General features: G+C 55.4%; 13 protein-coding genes. 6 read left to right on the forward strand and 7 right to left on the reverse strand.

The window, feature by feature from the left end:
• Window positions 1–12: 12 nt before the first annotated feature.
• The gene (locus KJ970_04010) at window positions 13–1026 is read left to right on the forward strand and encodes a 2-oxoacid:ferredoxin oxidoreductase subunit beta (protein ID MBU2690068.1); all 1014 of its coding nucleotides are present in this window, start codon (window positions 13–15) and stop codon (window positions 1024–1026) included.
• 9 nt (window positions 1027–1035) lie between these two features.
• Here the strand turns inward: KJ970_04010 and KJ970_04015 are convergent, their stop codons facing one another.
• Window positions 1036–2328, reverse strand: a complete 1293-nt coding sequence (locus tag KJ970_04015) for a tetratricopeptide repeat protein (protein ID MBU2690069.1) — start codon at window positions 2326–2328, stop codon at window positions 1036–1038.
• A gap of 21 nt (window positions 2329–2349) precedes the next feature.
• Window positions 2350–5172, reverse strand: coding sequence for a tetratricopeptide repeat protein (locus tag KJ970_04020; protein MBU2690070.1), 2823 nt, complete (start codon window positions 5170–5172; stop codon window positions 2350–2352).
• A 123-nt stretch (window positions 5173–5295) separates the two neighbouring features.
• Here KJ970_04020 and KJ970_04025 point away from each other — a divergent pair, with 123 nt between their 5' ends.
• Window positions 5296–6873, forward strand: coding sequence for a hypothetical protein (locus tag KJ970_04025; GenBank protein MBU2690071.1), 1578 nt, complete (start codon window positions 5296–5298; stop codon window positions 6871–6873).
• 83 nt (window positions 6874–6956) lie between these two features.
• Here the strand turns inward: KJ970_04025 and KJ970_04030 are convergent, their stop codons facing one another.
• The 3 genes from KJ970_04030 to KJ970_04040 all read right to left on the reverse strand — a co-directional run bounded on the left by KJ970_04030 (window position 6957) and on the right by KJ970_04040 (window position 9639).
• Entirely contained in the window at window positions 6957–8105 is a 1149-nt protein-coding gene (locus KJ970_04030) for a glycosyltransferase (GenBank protein ID MBU2690072.1), read from the reverse strand.
• Window positions 8106–9356 (reverse strand): PLP-dependent aminotransferase family protein, encoded by a 1251-nt coding sequence (locus KJ970_04035; protein ID MBU2690073.1) that lies wholly within the window; start codon window positions 9354–9356, stop codon window positions 8106–8108. It abuts the gene before it with no gap.
• 109 nt (window positions 9357–9465) lie between these two features.
• Window positions 9466–9639 carry a hypothetical protein gene (locus tag KJ970_04040; GenBank protein ID MBU2690074.1) on the reverse strand — a complete coding sequence of 58 codons (174 nt, stop codon included), beginning with the start codon at window positions 9637–9639 and terminating at the stop codon, window positions 9466–9468.
• A 22-nt stretch (window positions 9640–9661) separates the two neighbouring features.
• On the opposite strand from KJ970_04040, the gene KJ970_04045 reads away from it, so the two are divergent.
• Genes KJ970_04045 through KJ970_04055 form a run of 3 tightly spaced genes read left to right on the forward strand, consistent with a single transcriptional unit; the run spans window position 9662 to window position 12262 of the window.
• Window positions 9662–10048 (forward strand): 4Fe-4S binding protein, encoded by a 387-nt coding sequence (locus tag KJ970_04045; GenBank protein ID MBU2690075.1) that lies wholly within the window; start codon window positions 9662–9664, stop codon window positions 10046–10048.
• Window positions 10049–10067: 19 nt separating this feature from the next.
• On the forward strand, window positions 10068–11984 hold the full coding sequence (locus tag KJ970_04050; GenBank protein ID MBU2690076.1) for an aldehyde ferredoxin oxidoreductase family protein: 1917 nt from the start codon (window positions 10068–10070) through the stop codon (window positions 11982–11984).
• Between the two features lie 38 nt (window positions 11985–12022).
• The gene (locus KJ970_04055; GenBank protein MBU2690077.1) at window positions 12023–12262 is read left to right on the forward strand and encodes a MoaD/ThiS family protein; all 240 of its coding nucleotides are present in this window, start codon (window positions 12023–12025) and stop codon (window positions 12260–12262) included.
• Window positions 12263–13093: 831 nt separating this feature from the next.
• Here the strand turns inward: KJ970_04055 and KJ970_04060 are convergent.
• Complete coding sequence (locus KJ970_04060; protein MBU2690078.1) at window positions 13094–13606, reverse strand: PPC domain-containing protein; 513 nt, start codon at window positions 13604–13606, stop codon at window positions 13094–13096.
• Window positions 13607–13948: 342 nt separating this feature from the next.
• Here KJ970_04060 and KJ970_04065 point away from each other — a divergent pair, with 342 nt between their 5' ends.
• Entirely contained in the window at window positions 13949–17305 is a 3357-nt protein-coding gene (locus tag KJ970_04065) for a T9SS type A sorting domain-containing protein (protein ID MBU2690079.1), read from the forward strand.
• 210 nt (window positions 17306–17515) lie between these two features.
• Here the strand turns inward: KJ970_04065 and asnS are convergent, their stop codons facing one another.
• Window positions 17516–18916, reverse strand: coding sequence for an asparagine--tRNA ligase (asnS, locus tag KJ970_04070; GenBank protein MBU2690080.1), 1401 nt, complete (start codon window positions 18914–18916; stop codon window positions 17516–17518).
• Window positions 18917–18941: the final 25 nt, after the last annotated feature.

The raw sequence follows: 18941 nt of genomic DNA on the forward strand, positions 1-18941 counted from the left end.
ATTTCGGCGGCGATGACCCGGCGCGATTTCGCCAGCGCGATGAATCCGCGCTGGTGCCCCGGCTGCGGGGATTACGCCATCCTCAACGCCACACAGACGGTTATGGCCGAGATGGGCATACCGCGCGAGCGTTTTGTCATCGTCAGCGGAATCGGGTGCTCCAGCCGTTTCCCTTACTATATGAACACCTACGGGATGCACACGATTCACGGACGGGGGCCGGCGGTGGCCTCCGGGCTCAAGGTCGCCCGGCCCGATCTGGATGTGTGGATCGCGACCGGCGACGGCGACGGATTATCGATCGGTGGGAACCACCTGATCCACATCCTGCGCCGGAACATCAATGTCAATATCCTCCTCTTCAACAACCGGATCTATGGTTTAACAAAAGGGCAGTATTCCCCCACATCCGAATTCGGAAAGAAAACGAAATCGAGCCCTATGGGTTCGCCCGACCGTCCCTTCAACCCGCTCGCCCTCGCCCTCGGCGCCAACGCCACCTTCGTGGCGCGGACGGTCGATCGGTACATGGGCCACATGAAAGAGGTTTTAAAGGCGGCGGCGGAACATCCCGGCACCAGCTTCGTCGAGATCCTGCAGAACTGCGTGATCTTCAATGACGGCGCCTTCGAGTATATAACCGAGAACGCGGTGCGCGAAGATCATGATCTCATTCTCGAAGAGGGCAAGCCCCTCATCTTCGGCAAAGAACGCGACAAGGGCATCCGCTTGTTGAAAGACGGCCTCGAGGTTGTGCCTCTCGGGAACGGGACCGGCGAAGAGGATCTCATGGTTCATGATTCCACGCGGGAAGATCCCTCCGTCGCGATGATGCTGGCGCACATGGAGGATCTGCCGGGCCACACGATCGACCGCTGGCCTGTGCCGCTGGGAATATTCCGGCGCGTGAAGCATCAGACCTATGATGCGGTCGTCCATGAACAGCTCAGTGAAGCCAAGAAGAACAAAAAGGTTGATGTACAATCATTGCTCGAATCAGGCGACATGTGGGAGGTGAAAGCCTGAGTTGCCGGTCTACTCCCACGAATTCACATAGTTTTCAAATCGATCCCGGTACTCCACCTCGGCGCCGGGATCGAACATAATAAGGGTCTCCACCAAGCCGTTGACGCGGTCCGGCTCTTCTTGATGCTTAATATAGAGATTCAGCAGCGTCCGTCCGGCCCAGAGCGGGAAGGGATTCTCCGCATTATCCTCATCTTCCTGCGGAGTGAACATCCGCGTGCCCAATCCGAAGGATTCATTGACCGGCGATTGATTCTTGCGTGAGAGGGAATTGTGAAAGTATTGATTCACCGCCCGTTCGAGCAGCTGCCGGGCTTCATCCACCCGGTCCAGTTTCAGATTGAGTTGGATCACCAGCATGTCGATCGGCGGCACGACCTGGCCGGGATCGAGCCATTCGTCGAGGATGTCGAGGGATTCCTGGTACTTCCCCTGCGCCGCCAAAATCTGCGCATAGAGATGGGATGAGCCGAGATCATCCGGCGCCATCGCCGCGAGTTGCCGCGCTTCGTTTTCGGCATTCTCCACCTGCTTCAATCGCCAGAAAAGACCGGTTCGCAGTTCGGTCCGCACCGGCCGCAAGTCCTCGGGAAGGGGCAGATCCTCGAGGATTTTCAGCGCCTCCTCATCCCGGCCGCAGGAGTACAGGGCCTGCGCCTGGTGAAAGCGGAACATCGGCCGGCCGGCTTCTTCGGCGGAAGCCTCGGCGAAACGATCCGACGCCTCGGCCCCCTTGCCCTCCTGCGTCAGGAGAAAGGCGTCGCGGAACACCGATCCAAGATGGCGCAGCTCTTCAGCGCGTTCCTCCGGATAGGCGTTGAGGTAAAGCTCAAAAAGTTCATCTTTGTCTATATCGAGGGGGACGGAAGGATCCAGCTCGCACACCTCGGCGCGGCAGCCGCACGCCGGCCGGAGAACGGCTCCGCCGGATGGTTTTGTATCGACGCCGATCTCACTGTCGAGTGATTCATCCATCCCCGGCATGAGCCTCGCCAGCATCTTTTTGGCTTCCTTCGAATCGAGATCCGCACCGGCGAGATCGACCGCGTTCCGGCAGCATTCCGCCGCCTCGACCGGATCATTCTCGCCGAGCAGCCGTTCCGCCTCGGCAAGCTGCGCCTTTATCAATCCTTCGCGCGCCTTCTTGGATCCGTTCTCCGCCTGCATGAGGATCATTTTGTTGTCGGTCTCTTTTTTAAGGATGGCTTTGTATTCTTTCAGGGCCTCGTAGAAAAAACCCTTGGCGAGCGCCGCGTCGGCGCTTTTTATCTTTCGCTCAGCATTGAAGAACCAGGCAGCCATGGAATCCTCGCTTTCTACCGCTCAATCCGGTTTCTCGCCGGATATTTCATACCATTCCCGCCGCGCTTCCCGCGTCCACTCGTGTTCAGGCCGCTGATCGAGAATTTTCAGGGCTTTACGAAACATCTCTTCCGTCTCTTTGCTTTTCGCCTCATACCGATAGAGACGGGCCAATTTGTGAAAAAGGCGCCCCGCCTCGAATTTTATCTCGACATCAGCCCGATCCCAGTACTGAACCGCGGGATCGAGGTATTGATGAGCGTCGTCAAGCCTCCCCATTTCCCGGTAAAGTTCGCCGAGGTTGCCCATGACTCTCATGAATTCCGCCGAGTCGTCGCCGCAGACACGGCGGCGAATCTCCAATGATTCTATCAAGGGTTTCTCCGCCTCATCAAGCCTGTTATGGGATTGAAGCAGCAGACCGATATTATTCAGTATTCTTGCATAAGTATAACTCTCTTTACCGCTATTCTTCTCTACCACTTTAAGTGTGCGCTGATAAACTTCCATCGCCGCATCAACCGCGGCCTCAGATCCAAGGAATTCAGCATAGGTTTCCAGCGGAAAAACCATCTCTGGGTGTTCCGGGCCGAGAGTGCCGGCGCAGAACTCGAGCGCCCGCTTTAACAAAGGCTCGGCCGCTGCATTTCGCCCCGTCTCATAATATATGATTCCAAGCTGGGCGAGCATGTGATGAATATAGGGGAACGAAGCACTAATCTTCCCGCTTTCAAGCAGATCAACGGCCCGCTTTATCAGCGGTTCGGCGCCCTGGCAATCACCACGATCCAGCAGCCGGCTGCTGAGATTGGTCAACACTCGCGCCAGTCTTTCACTGTCAGGAAAGGAGGTCTTGTCATAGATGGCGAGCGCCCGCCGGTAAACATTTTCCGCCTTTTCCTCTTGACCTGAATCCTTCAAGGCCATGGCATAATAGTTCAGATTATCGGCCACAGACGGGCTCTCCGGTCCTGAGGCGTTCTCTTCTATCTTTACGGCCTTGAGAAAAATCTCCGCTGCCTCCTCCGCCCGGCCGCGGACTCTCAAGAGACTTTCACCGTAATTAATCAGATAGCTGCCCATGCGGGGATCATTTTCAGGAAGGAGCCTCTTTGCCAGTTCCAGTTTCAACCCTTCCCACACCAGACTTTTGTTATACAGACCTTTTCCGTAGTACCACTTTGCCAGCTCTTCATTGAGCGAAAGGGCGGTTTCGGCCTTCAACTCTTCAGGAATGAGATTCAGAAGGAATTCCGCGTGCGGCCGAAGCCCATCCCATATATCCCAGGTTATTGGATAATGAGCATTAACCGGACCGTACGCATTGACCATTTCCAATAGATGACCCAACCAGACGGATCGCCGGTCCCCGGCGGCATTCAGCCTCTCCACCATTTGTACAAGCGAGTGAACGAGGAAGGATTGCCCGGTATTATCAACCATCGCATAGCGGGTAAGATCTTTTAGGGCGTTTCGGATCATGAAGTTATCCGATGATGATTCCTTCGCGGGTTTTGATCCGGCCGGCAGCGGGAATTCGGAAAAGTGCGCCCGGACCCTCTCCACATTTTTGATGAAGAGCTCGATAGGAATCGGCTCAGGCGAAAGAAAGGATGAAAACCGAAGCAGGGTTCTCGCCTGAGGTGACAGCTTGGCCAGAGTCGCTTTCCAGGTTGTTACGACAGAATCGGGGTATTCGGTGGATCCCAGTACGCCCTCGGCGAGACAGTCCTGGGTCGCCTCCCGGTACAACTCCAGATAATCCTCAAAACCGAAATCGGGCCCTTCCTCGGCGACATAGGCTGCAGCCTGCTCGAGAGCCAGGGGGAGGTAACCGAGGGTTTCGGCCAACCTGTCGCACGATTCACTTTGCGCTTCCCTCCCGTATCTCCCCGTTCTTCGCAATAACAACTCCCGGGCCGGGCCGGGATCAAGGACATAGACCCGGCTCGTGCCGATCCCCGGAGACCAGGCGGTGAAGCGCGACGTTATGAGAGTGCGGCATCCTCCGCTCTTGGGAATCCAACGTTGAATCGATTCCTCATCCTCAACATTGTCCAGAACGAGAAGCCGCTCGGTGCTCCCGTTCAACTCAACAAGCGCCCTTTGCGCCAGCTTTTCCTCATCCGTCCCGTTCTCTCGCTCAGGAAATAGGAGCTTCGCTATGCCCGCATAACCACTTCGAAGACTCTCCTCCTCGCGGGCATCAACCCAGAAAATCTGGGTGTAAAGCCGCCAAAACCTCTCGGCATAATGGCGGGCCAGCGTTGTCTTCCCGATCCCCCCCATGGCGACGATCGCGTGGATTTTCCCTTGCGATAGGGCAGCCGTCGGCTCTGCATGCAAGGCTTCATGAATCCGGTTCATCTCCCGCTCGCGTCCGACAAAGTGAGGATTTACGGTGTAGCGGAGAAAGGCCATCCGTTCCGATTTGATCGGGGCCGGCCTTCGAAGATGATCGCGGATCGCCGCAAGCAGCTTCTTCCAATCAGCCGGATCAGGATCCGCCGCATCGATGCTGATATTCTGCCACCGCTTCAATGGAGGCGTGGCCACATCATCCCAATCCCCTTCACAAAGCAAAGGGATGACTACCTCGGCGCCGTAGGTTTCAAACTTGGTCCATTCGGAGTTTTTCCACCGCGGGGTGAGAATCGGGAGCACGATGCGGCTGGCCTCAACCCCCTCTTCAATCTCCGCATGCCAATTGAATCCCGCCTGGAGACGGGCCCTATCAAACCAGACTTTGAAACCGGCGGATTGCAGCCGTTGATAAAGATGTTCGGCCTGCGCCGAATCTTCAGATTGATAGCTGAGAAAAAGGTCGTAGGATGCGCTCTGCATGAAGAACTCCCCTCGCATTTCACAGCTTTCAGTTATACCATATTCCCCTGACGGTGAGGTAGATCGGTTCGGCTCCGAGCTAAAGGATCTGATATGACTGATGGTGAGAATCTCCGCATAGGAGTGACCGGACATAGAATCCTTCCCAACCCCGCGGCGGCGGCCTTGGCTGTACAAAAAGCCGTCAAGGAAATCATCGCAGAGTATTTACAGAACAAAAAGCCCTCCTCTCCCGTTTTCATTCTCTCCTCCCTGGCGGAAGGCGCGGATCGAATCGCAACGCGTGAATTGCTGAGGCACCCGAATTCGGAACTTCATGCGATCCTTCCTCTCGAAATCGATGATTACATGACGGATTTCAAATCCGCCGATTCGCAGAAGGAGTTTGCGGATCTCATCGCCCTGGCCGGGAAAACCGTGATCCTTCCTTCACAAAAGGATCGGTCACGGGCCTATGAAGCCGCGGGTCACCACGTCGTCGATACCTGTGACCTGCTGATCGCTGTCTGGGACGGGCAGCCGGCGAGGGGGCGGGGCGGCACGGCGGATATTGTCGCCTATGCCCGCCGGAAGAATCGGCCCATCGTCTGGATCCACAGCGAGCATCCCGGGCAGATCATTCGTGAGCCGATACCCCCTAGATGCAAGGTAGATTGGGCGCCCATCGAAGAGGAGCGATTGAGGCGGCATGAGGTCGAAGAGAAACAGAAGCTGGAGTCGACGCTTGAAAAGAGCCTGGCCCTGGCGGCGGGCAATACGACTCCGGAGGCCGCCGCGCTTTTGAAGGAGCGCCTGCGCCGGATTTTGGAGTATTTTATTCCCACCTATGTGAAGGCCGATCAATCCGCTATTTTCTATCAAGCCCGGCATCGGAACGCCACCAGGGCGGTTTTTCTTCTCGCCGCTTCGGCTGTCATAATCGTTTCAGCTCAATTCATATTTCATCTTCCGCATCTGCTTGTTCTGGGCGAGGTGCTGGCCATCGCGACCATCCTTACCCTATTTTATTGGAGTAACTGGAAAGGCTGGCATCGCCATTGGGTCGACTGCCGTTTGCTGGCTGAATGGATTCGCTGCGGCATCTTCGTGGACTTTTTGAGGGATGACGACTCGGATCAGGAAGGCCGTCAGTGGACATCAGAGTGGATCATCAACTCCTGGTGCATCGATCATTTTCAGGATCTCCGGATGCATCAACAGAAGCTCAAGGCATTGACGGAAGACTCTCTTCCGGTTCTCAAAGATTTTTTTAGGACGGCCTGGCTGAACGATCAGAGAGTCTTTCATGAACGAACGGCGGCAAGAGAAATTAAGAGGCATAACAGGATCTCCCGTGCGAGTGAAGCCTGTTTCTGGATGACCTTCATTGCGGCGATCCTGCATCTCCTGCCCCATTCCCTGTATCCCGGCCTGCATGCCTATCATCAATCAATTGCCAGGATCCTGACATTTCTTGTCATCGCCCTGCCGGCGGCAGGTTCGGCCTTTGCAGGATTGCGTTCGCATTTTCAGTATAAAAAATTGAGCAGGCGATCAGGGATGATGGCGTTCCGTCTGGAGAAACTGGATCATCAGCTTGACCGGATGAACAGCTTGGAAGAGCTCAAGGGGAAGGTTCTGACGGCGGAGTCATTGATGCTTCATGAAAACACCGATTGGCATGTGACGATCGGATCGAATCCGCCGGAGAAATTGGCGTAGGGGCGATCATCGCCTTCCCATGTGGCCGGAGGAGCGTCCAGGCCAGCAAGAGTAGTTTGGACGATACGACTCGACCTGAAGGATCAAGGTTCCAGCAGATTATTGTACAATTTCTCATACGATTTGATCATGACGGGAATCGAGTAAGCTTCTTCAATCCGCCGTTTGGCGCGCCGGCCCGATTCCCGGCGTTGCTCAGGTGACAGCTGCAGCATCCCGCGAATCAGCGCGGCGAGGGCATCTACTTGCCCCGGGGCAAAAAGACCGCCGGCCGCCCCCCCGGCCAGGATCTCCCGGTGAACGGGGATATCCGAGGCGAGACAGGGCACGCCGGCCGCCATCGCCTCAAGCAAGGCGTTCGGCATCCCCTCACTATGCGAAGGAAAAACAAAAAGATCCATCGCGGCGAGATGCATGCCCACATCCTCGACACGCCCCCGGAAGGTTATACGTTCCCCGATACCCAGCTCCGCTGCCAGCCGCTCCATTTCCGACAGCGTGCGGCCATCCCCCACCAGCATCAGATGCCACGGGATCGGCGCTTCGGCGGCAACCTTCCGCAAAGCCTGCAGCAGATCCACATGCCCCTTTCCCGGATGGAAATTGCCGACCATACCCAGCAGAACGGTATCTTCGGAAAGCTTCAATTCTCCCCGGATCCGATCGCGGCCGCCCGGGTCAGCGTCCTGTCGCGGCACCCCATTGGGGATCGTGACCAAACGCTCCGCCGGGACGCCCCATCCTTCCGCCGTACGCGCAAGATGATCCGACACCGCGACGACCGAGGAGGCTCTCCGTCCGGCCCAGCGGTAGAACAATTTTAAAATGGCCGGATGTGGAAGGGAGTGGCCGCGGATCGCGAGAACATGATGAGGGCGCGGCATCTCCCGCCAGCCTCCTAGCAGATCGAGGGCCGCGGCGCCCATCATATGGCTTCCGTAGAGATAGCTCTGTAGGATTTGTACATGTTGCTTAATGAGAAAGCGGCGCAGTTTCACGACGGCGCTGTACCCCGCCGGGCTGTAAATGCGGCGGAATTTGAGTTCCAACATTGGAATGTCGAGGCGGCGGACCTCCTCGAGCAGAGGACCGTCAAATTGCTTTAGAACGAGACAGGGACGAAAAGTTTCTTTCGACAGCCCGCTCAGCAGGTGGACGATCTGCCGCTCCGCCCCGCCGAGCCGGAGGCCCCCGCCGAGCAACGCAATGCCGATACGCCCATCCTGTGACACCTATGATCTCTCCAATTCCACTTTCACCATCTCACCGAACCGCTTCATCCCCTCGTGAATCTGCTCGGGGGAGACCATGCTGAAACTGGCGCGCATACAATTCTGCAAGCCGCCCTGCGTCGAGAAAGCGCCGCCGGGCACAAGAAGCACCTTTAAGCTTTCACATTGTTCCTCAATCATCCGATTCGCATTGCAATCTTTCGGCAGCACAAACCAGATAAACATTCCTTCATTGGGGACATTGTAGGTCACCTCTGAAGGCAGATACTCGTGGGCCGCCGCCATCATCGCGTCGCGATTCCTGCGATAAAAGTCGCAATTCTTGCGGATGTGCACACGGAAGCCGTCATGTCCGCCCGTCGTTAGATACTGATGTAACAGCGCCTGAATGAACATACTCGTGTGGAGATTGGAGCATTGCTTGAAATAGAGGATCTGTTTCACGATATCGGCCGGCCCCGAAGCGTATCCGATCCGCAAACCCGGCGCGAAGATCTTTGAGAAGCTATCCAGCCGGACGACGCGGCCTTCCGTATCCATCGATTGCAGGGACGCCCCGGGAGGATTATCGTCCAGACGCACCAGTTGATAGGGATCATCCTCGCAGATGAGCAGATCGTACTTCGACGCCAGCTCCAGCATCTGCTTCTTCCGATCCTGGGAGAGTCCGACACCGCCGGGATTATGGCCGTTCGGAATGGTATAAATAAACTTCGGCATCGGCTTCCCCTGCGAAGACAACACCGACAGCTTCGAAGCCAAGGCCGACGTATCCATCCCGTTCACATCGAGAGGGACCGACACAAAGTTTTTTGTGAAAGATTTGAAGGAGGCCAAAGCGCCGGGATAGGTCGGCTCAGAGACGACGATGCTGTCCTCCGCCTCGGCAAAGAGATAGGCCATGATGAAGAGGCCTTCCTGGCTGCCGTTGAGGACGACGATCTGGGATTCGTCGAGGGTCACCCCATCTTTGCCCCGATGCCAATCGATCAACTCCCGTCGCAGACCGGCATGCGCATCGGAGGGGCCGTACTGCGAGGCCGTGATGAGATCCTTGCCTTCCAGCGCCGCCTTCGTGCCATCCTTAAATTGAACATCGACCTGCTTGAAGACAAACGTGTCGGGATTGGGGTAGCCGCCGCCCAGAGAAATCATCCCATCGATCTTGAGATACTTCAGGAGCTCGCGGATAATCGACGGCTCCTTCCCCCGGGCGCGATTCGCCAGGCGCCGCTGCAGATCCAGCATCATGACCTCCACCTTCTCCAGAAACTCTTACTATATAATGAATATCGACAAAAAGTCCCGAAAAACGCCGCATTGGGAGCCTCGTCATAGTCGCGTTAGCGTAATCCAATCATTACGTTACGTCAACACGGCTGACGCCGGCGGCCGGTCTCTGACCGTTGACGAACCGGCCCGCCATGGGTACATTAAGAGGTGGCGGATGTCTTTTCTGCAGCCGATCATTTTTGTTCGGCGCCCCGACTCCGGCCGAAGTCGGATGCCCATTCCCGCCCTCATGAAATACCATTGGTTTGAGGATGGAGGCCTCGATGAAGATTCAGGTCCTGCAAGAGAAATGCACGGGTTGCAGACTCTGCGAGCAGATCTGCACCATTCACCACTGCAAAGAGATTAATCCCAAGAAATCAGCGATTCGCATCAAGGCGGAATTCCCCGTGCCGGGCGTCTTTATTCCGAAGCTCTGCGATCAATGTGGGGATTGTATAGAAGTCTGTCCTTCAAACGCCATTTCGAAAAAGGACGATGCCGTTGTCATTGATCCCGACGAATGTTCCAATTGTGGACTCTGCGTTCAGGAATGTCCAACCGGCGTCATCTACGAGCATCCCGATATGGAGACACCGATTATCTGTGATCTCTGTTTGAAATGCACCGAGGTGTGCAACACGGGCGCGCTTGTCGTTATCGATGATTGATGAAAGGAGCAAGAGCAAGATGAACGGATTCGGAGGAACCACGCTGCGGATCAATCTCGCCACGGGGGACATCCGCCGGGAGCCGACATCGGAGAAGATGGCGCGTGAGTGGATGGGCGCCCGCGGTTTTGTTTCGAAGATTCTGTATGAAGAGGTTCCCCGGGACGCCGATCCGCTGGGACCGGATAATATTTTCATCATGGCCCCGGGCGTCTTGACCGGATCCTTCGCGCCCGCCGGCTCGAAGATCGGATTCGGATGCATCTCCCCCGCCACCAACGGCCATGCCGATTCGAGTATGGGCGGGCACCTCGGACCCGAACTGAAATATGCCGGTTACGACTATATCATTTTGGAAAAGATCGCATCGGAACCCTCCTATATCTATATCGATAACGACACGGTTGAGATCCGCCCCGCCGGTGATTATTGGGGCATGGGATCGCTTGACCTGGAAGCCCGCATGAAGACGGATCTCGGCGAGGAATTCCAGATCGCGACCATCGGTCCGGCCGGCGAAAACGGCGTCGTCTTCTCCTGCATCTCGCACGATTTCGGCCGCCAGGCGGGCCGCTGCGGCGTCGGCGCCGTGATGGGCTCCAAAAAGATCAAGGCGATCGCCGTTCGCGGCACGAAATCACTTCCGGTCTACGATATCGAGAAACACACGCAGCTGACCTATGACATTATTCAGCGGACAAAGACCCATCCAAACATGGCGCCCTGGCAGAAATATGGCACCTCCTTCTTTGTGGGTTGGTCGAACGAGCGGGGTTGCTTTCCCACCAAGAATTTCCAGACAACATATTTCAACGGCTGGGAACATATCGACGGCGAGCGCTTCGTCAAAGATTGTGTTGTGACCGACAAGGCCTGTTTCGGCTGCTGGATGAACTGCGGGAAATACGCCGTGGCCAGGATCCCCGGCAAGCCGGACGCTTATCTCGAAGGACCCGAATACGAGACACTGGCCCTGATCGGCGGCAATTGCGCCATGACCGATATCAATCATGTCGCCTATGCAAATTACCTCTGCGACAACCTCGGCATCGACACGATGAGCGGCGGCGCCTCCGTCGCCCTCGGAATGGAGTGCTATCAGAAGGGCCTCATCACAAAGGACGATCTCGAGGGGCATGAGCTGCGCTGGGGCAACATCGACGATTTTGAACATTTCACGCGGATGATCGTTGAGAAGCGTGGGATTGGCGCCGCTTTCTCCAGGGGAACGAAGCGGGCGGCGGATCACATCGGCGGCGACGCGCCGAAGTTTATCTCACAGGCCAAGGGAATGGAGTTCAGCGGATATGACACGCGCTGGTATCCGTCACAGCTTCTCTCCTTCTGCACCGCCGATATCGGCGCGCATCACAATCGCAGCTGGGCGATCACGGCCGATCTCGAGCTCGGCCGCGAAACGATCGAGGGCAAAGCGGCGGTTGTAATTTATCTGCAGCATATCCGGCCCTTGTTTGATTCATGGAGCTGCTGCCGTCTCTTCTGGGGCGAGTTGGACATTACACCCGAGGAGCATGTCGAGTCGATCAACTGCCTGACCGGCTGGGATCTGACGATCGAAGAAGCGTATCGCATCTCCGAGAAGATCTGGAACCTGACCCGCGCGCATTATATCGAACGCAACGGCGGACCGGGGCGGGATCACGACCAGGCGCCGATCCGGCATCTCGAGGAGCCGGTTCCCGACGGCCCCGCACAGGGCAAGATGGTCGGCCGGGAAAACTTCGAGCGGCTTTTGGATGACTATTACAAAAACCGTGGCTGGGCCAAAAACGGCAATCCCACGCGGGAGATTCTCGAGGATCTCGGCCTCGGCTTCGCGGCGGACAATCTCGAGAAGATTGGGCAGCTGGGCGCGCCCATCCCCGGCGGCATCCCGGCGGTTCGCGGCCAGAAACTGAAACCGAAGGCGATGTAGGGCGGGTTGACTTTGGGGCGGCTGAAAGCGGGACTCACATGAAGATAACTCTTCGCGCCGGTGGAATCCTTAAGAACAAGCTGAAGACCGACGCCGACGAACACACGATGACGATCGAGACGAAGGAGGGTCTCACATTAAGAGAGATCCTCAAGCAGGCCGACGTGCCTGAAGAATTCGTCGCCTTCGCCATCGTCGCGGGCGAGGTGCAGAGGCTGAAATATGTTCCGAAGGATGGTGATGAGATCACGCTTCAGCCGCCTGTTTCCGGCGGGTGATTTCTTCATGGTTTCCTGCTGGAATTGCTGCGATGAACCCGCACCCCTGCTCTCAAGTTGCACCAATCAATGCAACTAGACGTTCTGTAAAACTATGCGGGGTCCTGACGCGCCCTCCGTCCATTCTCTTCTCTGTGAAGCCATTATCATCAAAATCGCTACATCCGCTTAACGTAAGTTATCGCAAACTCGAGCGAATAATATCACTTGAGACCTGATCGGTTCAACTCGCAATAGGACCCACAAATGGACTCAAACTGAGCCTTGGATCGGACCACGATGGTTGCCGCCTTCAATTACTGGCGGGCCGACACCTAGATGATGGCGCACATTCAAGCCGCATCGCATGTGTCATATTCAACGCCGCGCTTGCTATAACATTAACAGAATCGCAACGTCAACCACAACGTTTCCCCGCGATCATCCCATAACACCACTTTGCCCCGGAACACAACAAGTCCGCGCGGCACGGGAAATGATAGAATGACTGGCTTTTCAGGACACTTCGTGGATCTTAAGTCTGGCGGGCAAAATTCATGTGACTTGAGCATTGGCTCGTCTTCTACATTGCATTCGCTTCCACAAAGATGCGAAATCTGCATTCCCGTCACGCCTGTTTGGAGCCACGATGAGCAAGCCGGGGGCAGATTTGGCGATTTTAACTCCCATGGGACGATTCAGCGACAGAAATTCGGCCCTCTTTATCATTTTCTAGATATCTGAGGGACCTCAAACGCAGGCACTATGCTGTGATATTAAGGGTTAGCCGATCCGACCCGTTTAAGAGCCAATGCCATTGGGTCCAACCAATCGAGAATCGTGAACAGAGAATCACCGAGTCTCCGTGTAGTTTAACTTGATGCTTCCCCAAGTAGTGATTTGAATCGGTGTTATTCCCTCCGGGTACGTAGCAAGCAGCAGGTAGGAATCATTCGCATCATATACGTCTTCATACCCCTCGATGTCTATAATATATGTTCCCGTCGGCATATTTGATTCATGAATCTCTTCATCCTCTGATCCCCAGTTATTTGAAAATGCCACCCAATCCCAGGAATCTTCTTCTGGATTGTACCTAAACAAATAAAGATCATAATCAGCTGGAAGCGAAGTTAGTGATATATCAATTGCACCAGCAATCGTGACTTCAAATGTATAGAGATCTACATCACCAGGAACAGAAATCCATGATTCATATGTGATTCCGCTTTCGATGGGATACGCATCCTCAATCGTGTTATTTGGTTCAAATGAATCTTCAGCAGATGCAATTCCTGTAGCGCCGACTAATAGAATTGTAAACAGGCACAAGATAAACACCAGGCCGCTATTTCTGGTTTTCATACCTCACTCTCCCTTTTCATTTATTAAACTGTTGGCTTGCTATTCATCGGCATGAATCACCAATAGCTTGTGTGATCATTAGTCACTGATAAGGATACATCAACTGATGAGATTTTTGTAGATCCCAACATTCCTTGTGGAGGCAGGCTTAGAGTTTAACTCTAATCCTGGACCGATCCTGGGGGTCAGGCCAGGTCCGTAACCGGGGGTTAGGAATGAGTCACATCCTAACTCCAACTCCGACAGCCGGATGGCCTCTACCGAAGGAACAACAGATATTCCGGATACAGACTGCTCGAGAGAGATGCTATACTATTCCTGAATCTCAAGCGCCCTATCGCCATGAATTGTCGAAGGGAGGCTCCCGTGACTTGCCGCTCCTGGCCTCTATTTCTGCTGATCCTGCTGATACCGGATCAGTGTGCCCTTTCGAGTGAGATTCTACGCGTCGATCCCATCAACGGGCCATTTTATACAATTCAGTCAGCCATCGATTCATGCGAAGCATACGACATTGTCGAGCTGGCGCCGGCCTCATTCGATGAATCGGTCACCATAGAAACCAAGAGCATCACCATCCGGTCCACCGACGGCCCCGCGGCCACGATCTGGGATGGATCGGGGCAGCACCGCCTCATTTTGGCGGCTGATTGCAACCTCACGCTCGAAGGGATCACATTCCAGAATGGTTGGACCGATGTCGGCGGAGGCGGCGCCGTCCGAGCCCGCCATTCTATTCTGCAGATTCAGGATTGCGCTTTCCGCGGGAATGTCGTCGGTTGTGCGCCAACGGGACGGACTCAAGGAGGCGCCATCTATTTAAGCGGCAGTAACAGCGGAGTCGATATCCGCCGCAGCCTGTTCGTGGAGAATCGGACAATTGGTGACATGAATAATGGCGGGGCCGTCGCTTTTACAATATTCGATTCAGGTTTGAATCCGAATTCGGACGCCGCTGATCCTGCGCTTCAGGCCAACCCTGGCTCAATGACGATTGAGGACTGCACCTTCCTTCGCAATGTCTCCGGGTGGGATGGCTCCGCGGTTATGGACTGGGTCTCGAGTGTGCTTTCTGTCCAGCGTTGTCTCTTTATTGAAAACAGGAGACTGGGCGGCCTAAGGACAGGTGGTATATTCACACTCAGCTCGGGTCTTTTGAATCTCCACTGCTGTCTGATTTGGGAAGAGTCCTCCCCGGTAATCGATGATCGCGAGTTGCTCGCACAAGAAAATCTTGCCGGTTACTTCTATGCTGATCCACGGATATGTCCGGACGATCCGGAGACTATCCACGAGAGTTCGCCGGCTTTGACCTGGCTGGGGTGCCCGGATATCGGCAATCTGCCGGTCGGATGCCGTGGTCCCATTGTCCTGTCGGTTCGAGCGCATCCCCTCAATCCTGAGGCAGCCCAGATAATCCGCATTTATGGGTATGGTTTGGACGAGGTAGATGGAGCAACGCTCGAATCTTCGGAGGGAGAGATCTACGAGGATGTTCGGCTTTCTCATGACGACACGTGGCTTGCCGTCACATTTGATCTTTTGGGAGCGGATCCGGGATCATGGACGCTTCGGCTGTTTGAAGGTGGTGAGCCTGTGGCCTCGCTGGAAGAGGCCGTTACGGTGCTCCCATTTACAGTCCTTGCCTTCCTGGAGCCATGGATCGAAACGCGTGATAGCCGATCGCTGAAACTGGCGCAGCGCGGATGGACGGGGGAGATAGGTCTTGAGCTGGTTCACAGCGAAATTGATGAAAGAATCCCCTTTCAAGAAATGGAGCAGATTGCTTCCGATACCCTACTCCTGAATGCTGACTTCCAGTGGGCTGCAGATGGTGTTTATGACCTAGAGGTTACCAAAGGAACCCAAGCTGTTCGTGTTGAAGACGTTTTGTATGTAGGAATTCCCCCCGTATTGAGGGTGCCGGATGATTATGAGACAATTCCCGATGCCATCCTAGCCGCCCCTCCCGGAGCTGAGATCCAAGTGGGGGAAGGAATTTATCCGGAATCCGTCGTCGTGGACCGCCCGATCAGATTAAGAGGGCAGGGCCGGACCACCCGGATTTCACTCGCCGAAAGTGAAACAACTCGCTGCGTCCATATTCTGGAGTCCGCAGGTCGCATCACGAGAATTGACAGCCTGACTATTGAAAGGGGCGCTCCCGCATCGGGGTCAGGCGGTGGTTTACTGGCCGAGGCGCCAGTGACCGTTCATGCCTGTAATTTTTATTACAACCGTGCCGGCCTGGGTAACGGAGGGGCTGCATGCCTGGCCCCCGGCAGCCAGGTTCTCGGCTCCAACTTCATGTACAATGGATTGAACGGGGGTGAGTCCGGCGTCGTCTCGGATCCGTTTGCGGGAGCGCATGGCGTAGCTGGAGCCCTTTTTTGCCTCGATTGCCGAGTAGAAAATTCACAATTTGAGGGCAACTTCGCGCCATGTGTGGGAGCTGCTGCTGTGAGAGGTCTTTTTCGAAACAACCATCTCGGTTACAATTTTGATTCGTGGTATGAGGGGGATGGAATCGATGCCCTTGCTGCGCAGGGGGAAATTACGGGCAACCGGTTTGAAAACTCATGCGGGAGCGACGGCCCGCCCATAGCCTTCATCCTCGGTCCGTCATCTGTTTCTTACAATACATTTAGTGACTATTGGCAGGATATGTGTTATGAACTAAGCCTTGTGCAACTTCAAGGTCCCGTCGATTTCTTTCACAATACACTCGCAGGTACTGGACTCCAGATTTGTACACACATCCAAACCCCGCCTGGGCCTGGAGACAAGATTCGCATCTATAACAATTTGATTGAATCCGGCCGGGCTCACTATCCTGACCTTTTCTATTGCCGGAGGAGGCTTGTTCTAGGCCCGGTCTTTTCGATTCCAACGACAAATATCGAATCTTCGTGCAACCTGGGCGACGATATTGCAATCTATTCGCCCAGCGGTCGTTATGAATGTCCCGACTGCGTGCATGAGATGCATGACGTTGGATACTGCGAAGTTCCTTATGATGACGGATACCATTCTTACGGTGAATTCAACCTGAGGCTGCGTCTTAATAGCCCAGCCCTACCAAACAATTCACCGATCGGGTGCGCGGATACACTCGGGGCGCAACCGGTGGGATGCGATGTTGTCCCGGTGCTGGTGTCCGGAGCTCAGGTCGGATTGACTGACGATGGTGTGGAATTAAGCTGGACGCTCTCGTCCGATCTTTCCGTGCTTGGCTTTGGGCTCATGCGAGAGAATGACGGGCAAAGAATCGAATTGACAGCGGAGCCCATGCCACCCTGCAACCAATGCCGATACCTGGACCACGAGGCTTTGCTGCTTTCGGGCCCCACTGAATATTGGCTCACAATCCTCTGGGACAATGGGCGCGAAGATATCGTGCCGCTGGGCGGTCTCGCGCTCACGGCCCCGCGAGAGATGCGCCTTGACCCTCCGCATCCTAATCCCGTATCGGTCGCGGGCAGTGTCTCTTTTTATCTACCGCGGAAATCTTATGCTCAAGTGGAGTTGATCGATGTCGCAGGACGCCGCGTGATGAAATTATTGGAGGCGTGGACGGATCCTGGGCGCACCATCATCTCTCTCCACCAAGAAATTCCGCAACTGCAATCAGGTATCTATTGGATCCGTCTAAGCGCCGAAGGCCAATCGCGCACCCGGCGTTTCGTGGTGGTTCGATAAATTCCGGCTCATCAAGGAATCAATCAACTGTCTGACCGGCATGCAGAGGTGCAGCGGCTCAAATATGTTCCGAGGGATGGTGATGAGATCACGCTTCAGCCGCCTGTTTCCGGCGGGTGATTTCTTCATGGTTTCCTGCTGGAATTGCTGCGATGAACCCGCACCAGTTCACCGCGGTAATTAATGTAATTCCGTTACTCCATCCCAATTTTAAAACTCGGCGTTCCCCGGCGTTCTTGGGAAGGGAATCGCATCGCGGATGTTGCCCAGACCCGTCGCGTAGTTGATGGTGCGCTCAAAGCCGAGCCCGAATCCCGCGTGGGGCACGGTGCCGTACCGCCGGAGATCGCGGTACCACCAGTAATCATCTTTGTTGAGCCCGATCTCATCGATACGTTGATCGAGCACATCGAGCCGCTCTTCGCGCTGGCTTCCGCCGATGATCTCCCCCATGCCCGGCGCCAAGACATCCATGGCGGCGACGGTCTTGCCGTCGTCGTTAAGCCGCATATAGAAGGCTTTGATTTCTCTGGGATAGTTCACCACGATGAGAGGCGCCTTCACATGCTCCTCGGTCAGATAACGCTCATGCTCCGATTGCAGATCGACACCCCACTTTACCGGGAACTCAAAACTCTTCTTTGACTTCTCCAGCGCCGTGATCGCGTCGGTATACTCCATCCGCTCAAAGGGGGATTTGATCAGCTTCTCCAGCCGGTTGATGCAATCCTTCTCCACCCGCTTCTCAAAGAAGGCCATATCGTCAGCGCGCTCCTTTAACAGAGCGGAAAAGATATACTTTAAGAAATCTTCAGCGAGCTGCGCGTCATCCTGGAGATCGGCAAAGGCGATCTCCGGTTCAATCATCCAGAATTCCGAGAGATGGCGGCTCGTGTTGGAGTTTTCGGCGCGGAAGGTCGGACCGAATGTATAAACCTTGCTCATGGCGAGACAATAGGTCTCGACATTGAGCTGGCCTGAGACGGCGAGGTAGGCCGGGCGGCCGAAGAAATCTTTGGTGAAGTCGATGCCGCCGCCGGGCGTCCGGGGAATGTTGGCCAGATCGAGTGTGGAGACACGGAACATTTCGCCGGCGCCTTCGGCGTCACTCGCGGCGATGATCGGCGTGTGAATCCAATAGTAACCCTGTTCGCTGAAGAACCTGTGGATGGCCATCGAGAGGCAGTGCCGCACGCGCGCCACGGCGCCGAAGGTATTGGTGCGGGATCGAAGATGCGCCACGGTGCGCAGGTATTCTACGGTGTGGTGCTTGGGCGAAATGGGATAGGTGTCCGGATCCTCCACCCATCCGACAACGTCGATGCGCGTCGCGTGGATCTCATAGGCCTGGCCCTTCGCCGGGGATTCAACCAGTGTTCCCTCAACCATGACGGAACATCCCGCCGTTAGTTTAAGTATTTCTTCCTGGTAATTCGGCAGCGTGTTATCGGCAACAACCTGTATCGCGTCGAAACAGGATCCGTCATGTGTGTGTATAAATGAGATTCCGGCTTTTGAATCACGCCGCGTCCTGACCCATCCCTCCACGGTGACCGGCTGCCCGACCGGCGCCTTTCCGGCCAGGAGACCGGCAATCGACATCTTGGTCATTACTTCAAATCCTCTCCGCTGGTAA

It is taken from the genome of Candidatus Eisenbacteria bacterium, from assembly GCA_018831195.1.
In the GTDB taxonomy this organism is placed as follows: domain Bacteria; phylum Eisenbacteria; class RBG-16-71-46; order CAIMUX01; family JAHJDP01; genus JAHJDP01.

Bases quoted from the DNA above. Each gene is read 5' to 3' on its own strand.
- KJ970_04010 (MBU2690068.1), top strand. From the start codon at position 13: ATGACCCGGCGCGATTTCGCCAGCGCGATGAATCCGCGCTGGTGCCCC.
- KJ970_04015 (MBU2690069.1), bottom strand. From the start codon at position 2,328: ATGGCTGCCTGGTTCTTCAATGCTGAGCGAAAGATAAAAAGCGCCGAC.
- KJ970_04020 (MBU2690070.1), bottom strand. From the start codon at position 5,172: ATGCAGAGCGCATCCTACGACCTTTTTCTCAGCTATCAATCTGAAGAT.
- KJ970_04035 (MBU2690073.1), bottom strand. From the start codon at position 9,356: ATGATGCTGGATCTGCAGCGGCGCCTGGCGAATCGCGCCCGGGGGAAG.
- KJ970_04040 (MBU2690074.1), bottom strand. From the start codon at position 9,639: ATGGTATTTCATGAGGGCGGGAATGGGCATCCGACTTCGGCCGGAGTC.
- KJ970_04045 (MBU2690075.1), top strand. From the start codon at position 9,662: ATGAAGATTCAGGTCCTGCAAGAGAAATGCACGGGTTGCAGACTCTGC.
- KJ970_04050 (MBU2690076.1), top strand. From the start codon at position 10,068: ATGAACGGATTCGGAGGAACCACGCTGCGGATCAATCTCGCCACGGGG.
- KJ970_04055 (MBU2690077.1), top strand. From the start codon at position 12,023: ATGAAGATAACTCTTCGCGCCGGTGGAATCCTTAAGAACAAGCTGAAG.
- KJ970_04060 (MBU2690078.1), bottom strand. From the start codon at position 13,606: ATGAAAACCAGAAATAGCGGCCTGGTGTTTATCTTGTGCCTGTTTACA.
- KJ970_04065 (MBU2690079.1), top strand. From the start codon at position 13,949: ATGAATTGTCGAAGGGAGGCTCCCGTGACTTGCCGCTCCTGGCCTCTA.
- asnS (MBU2690080.1), bottom strand. From the start codon at position 18,916: ATGACCAAGATGTCGATTGCCGGTCTCCTGGCCGGAAAGGCGCCGGTC.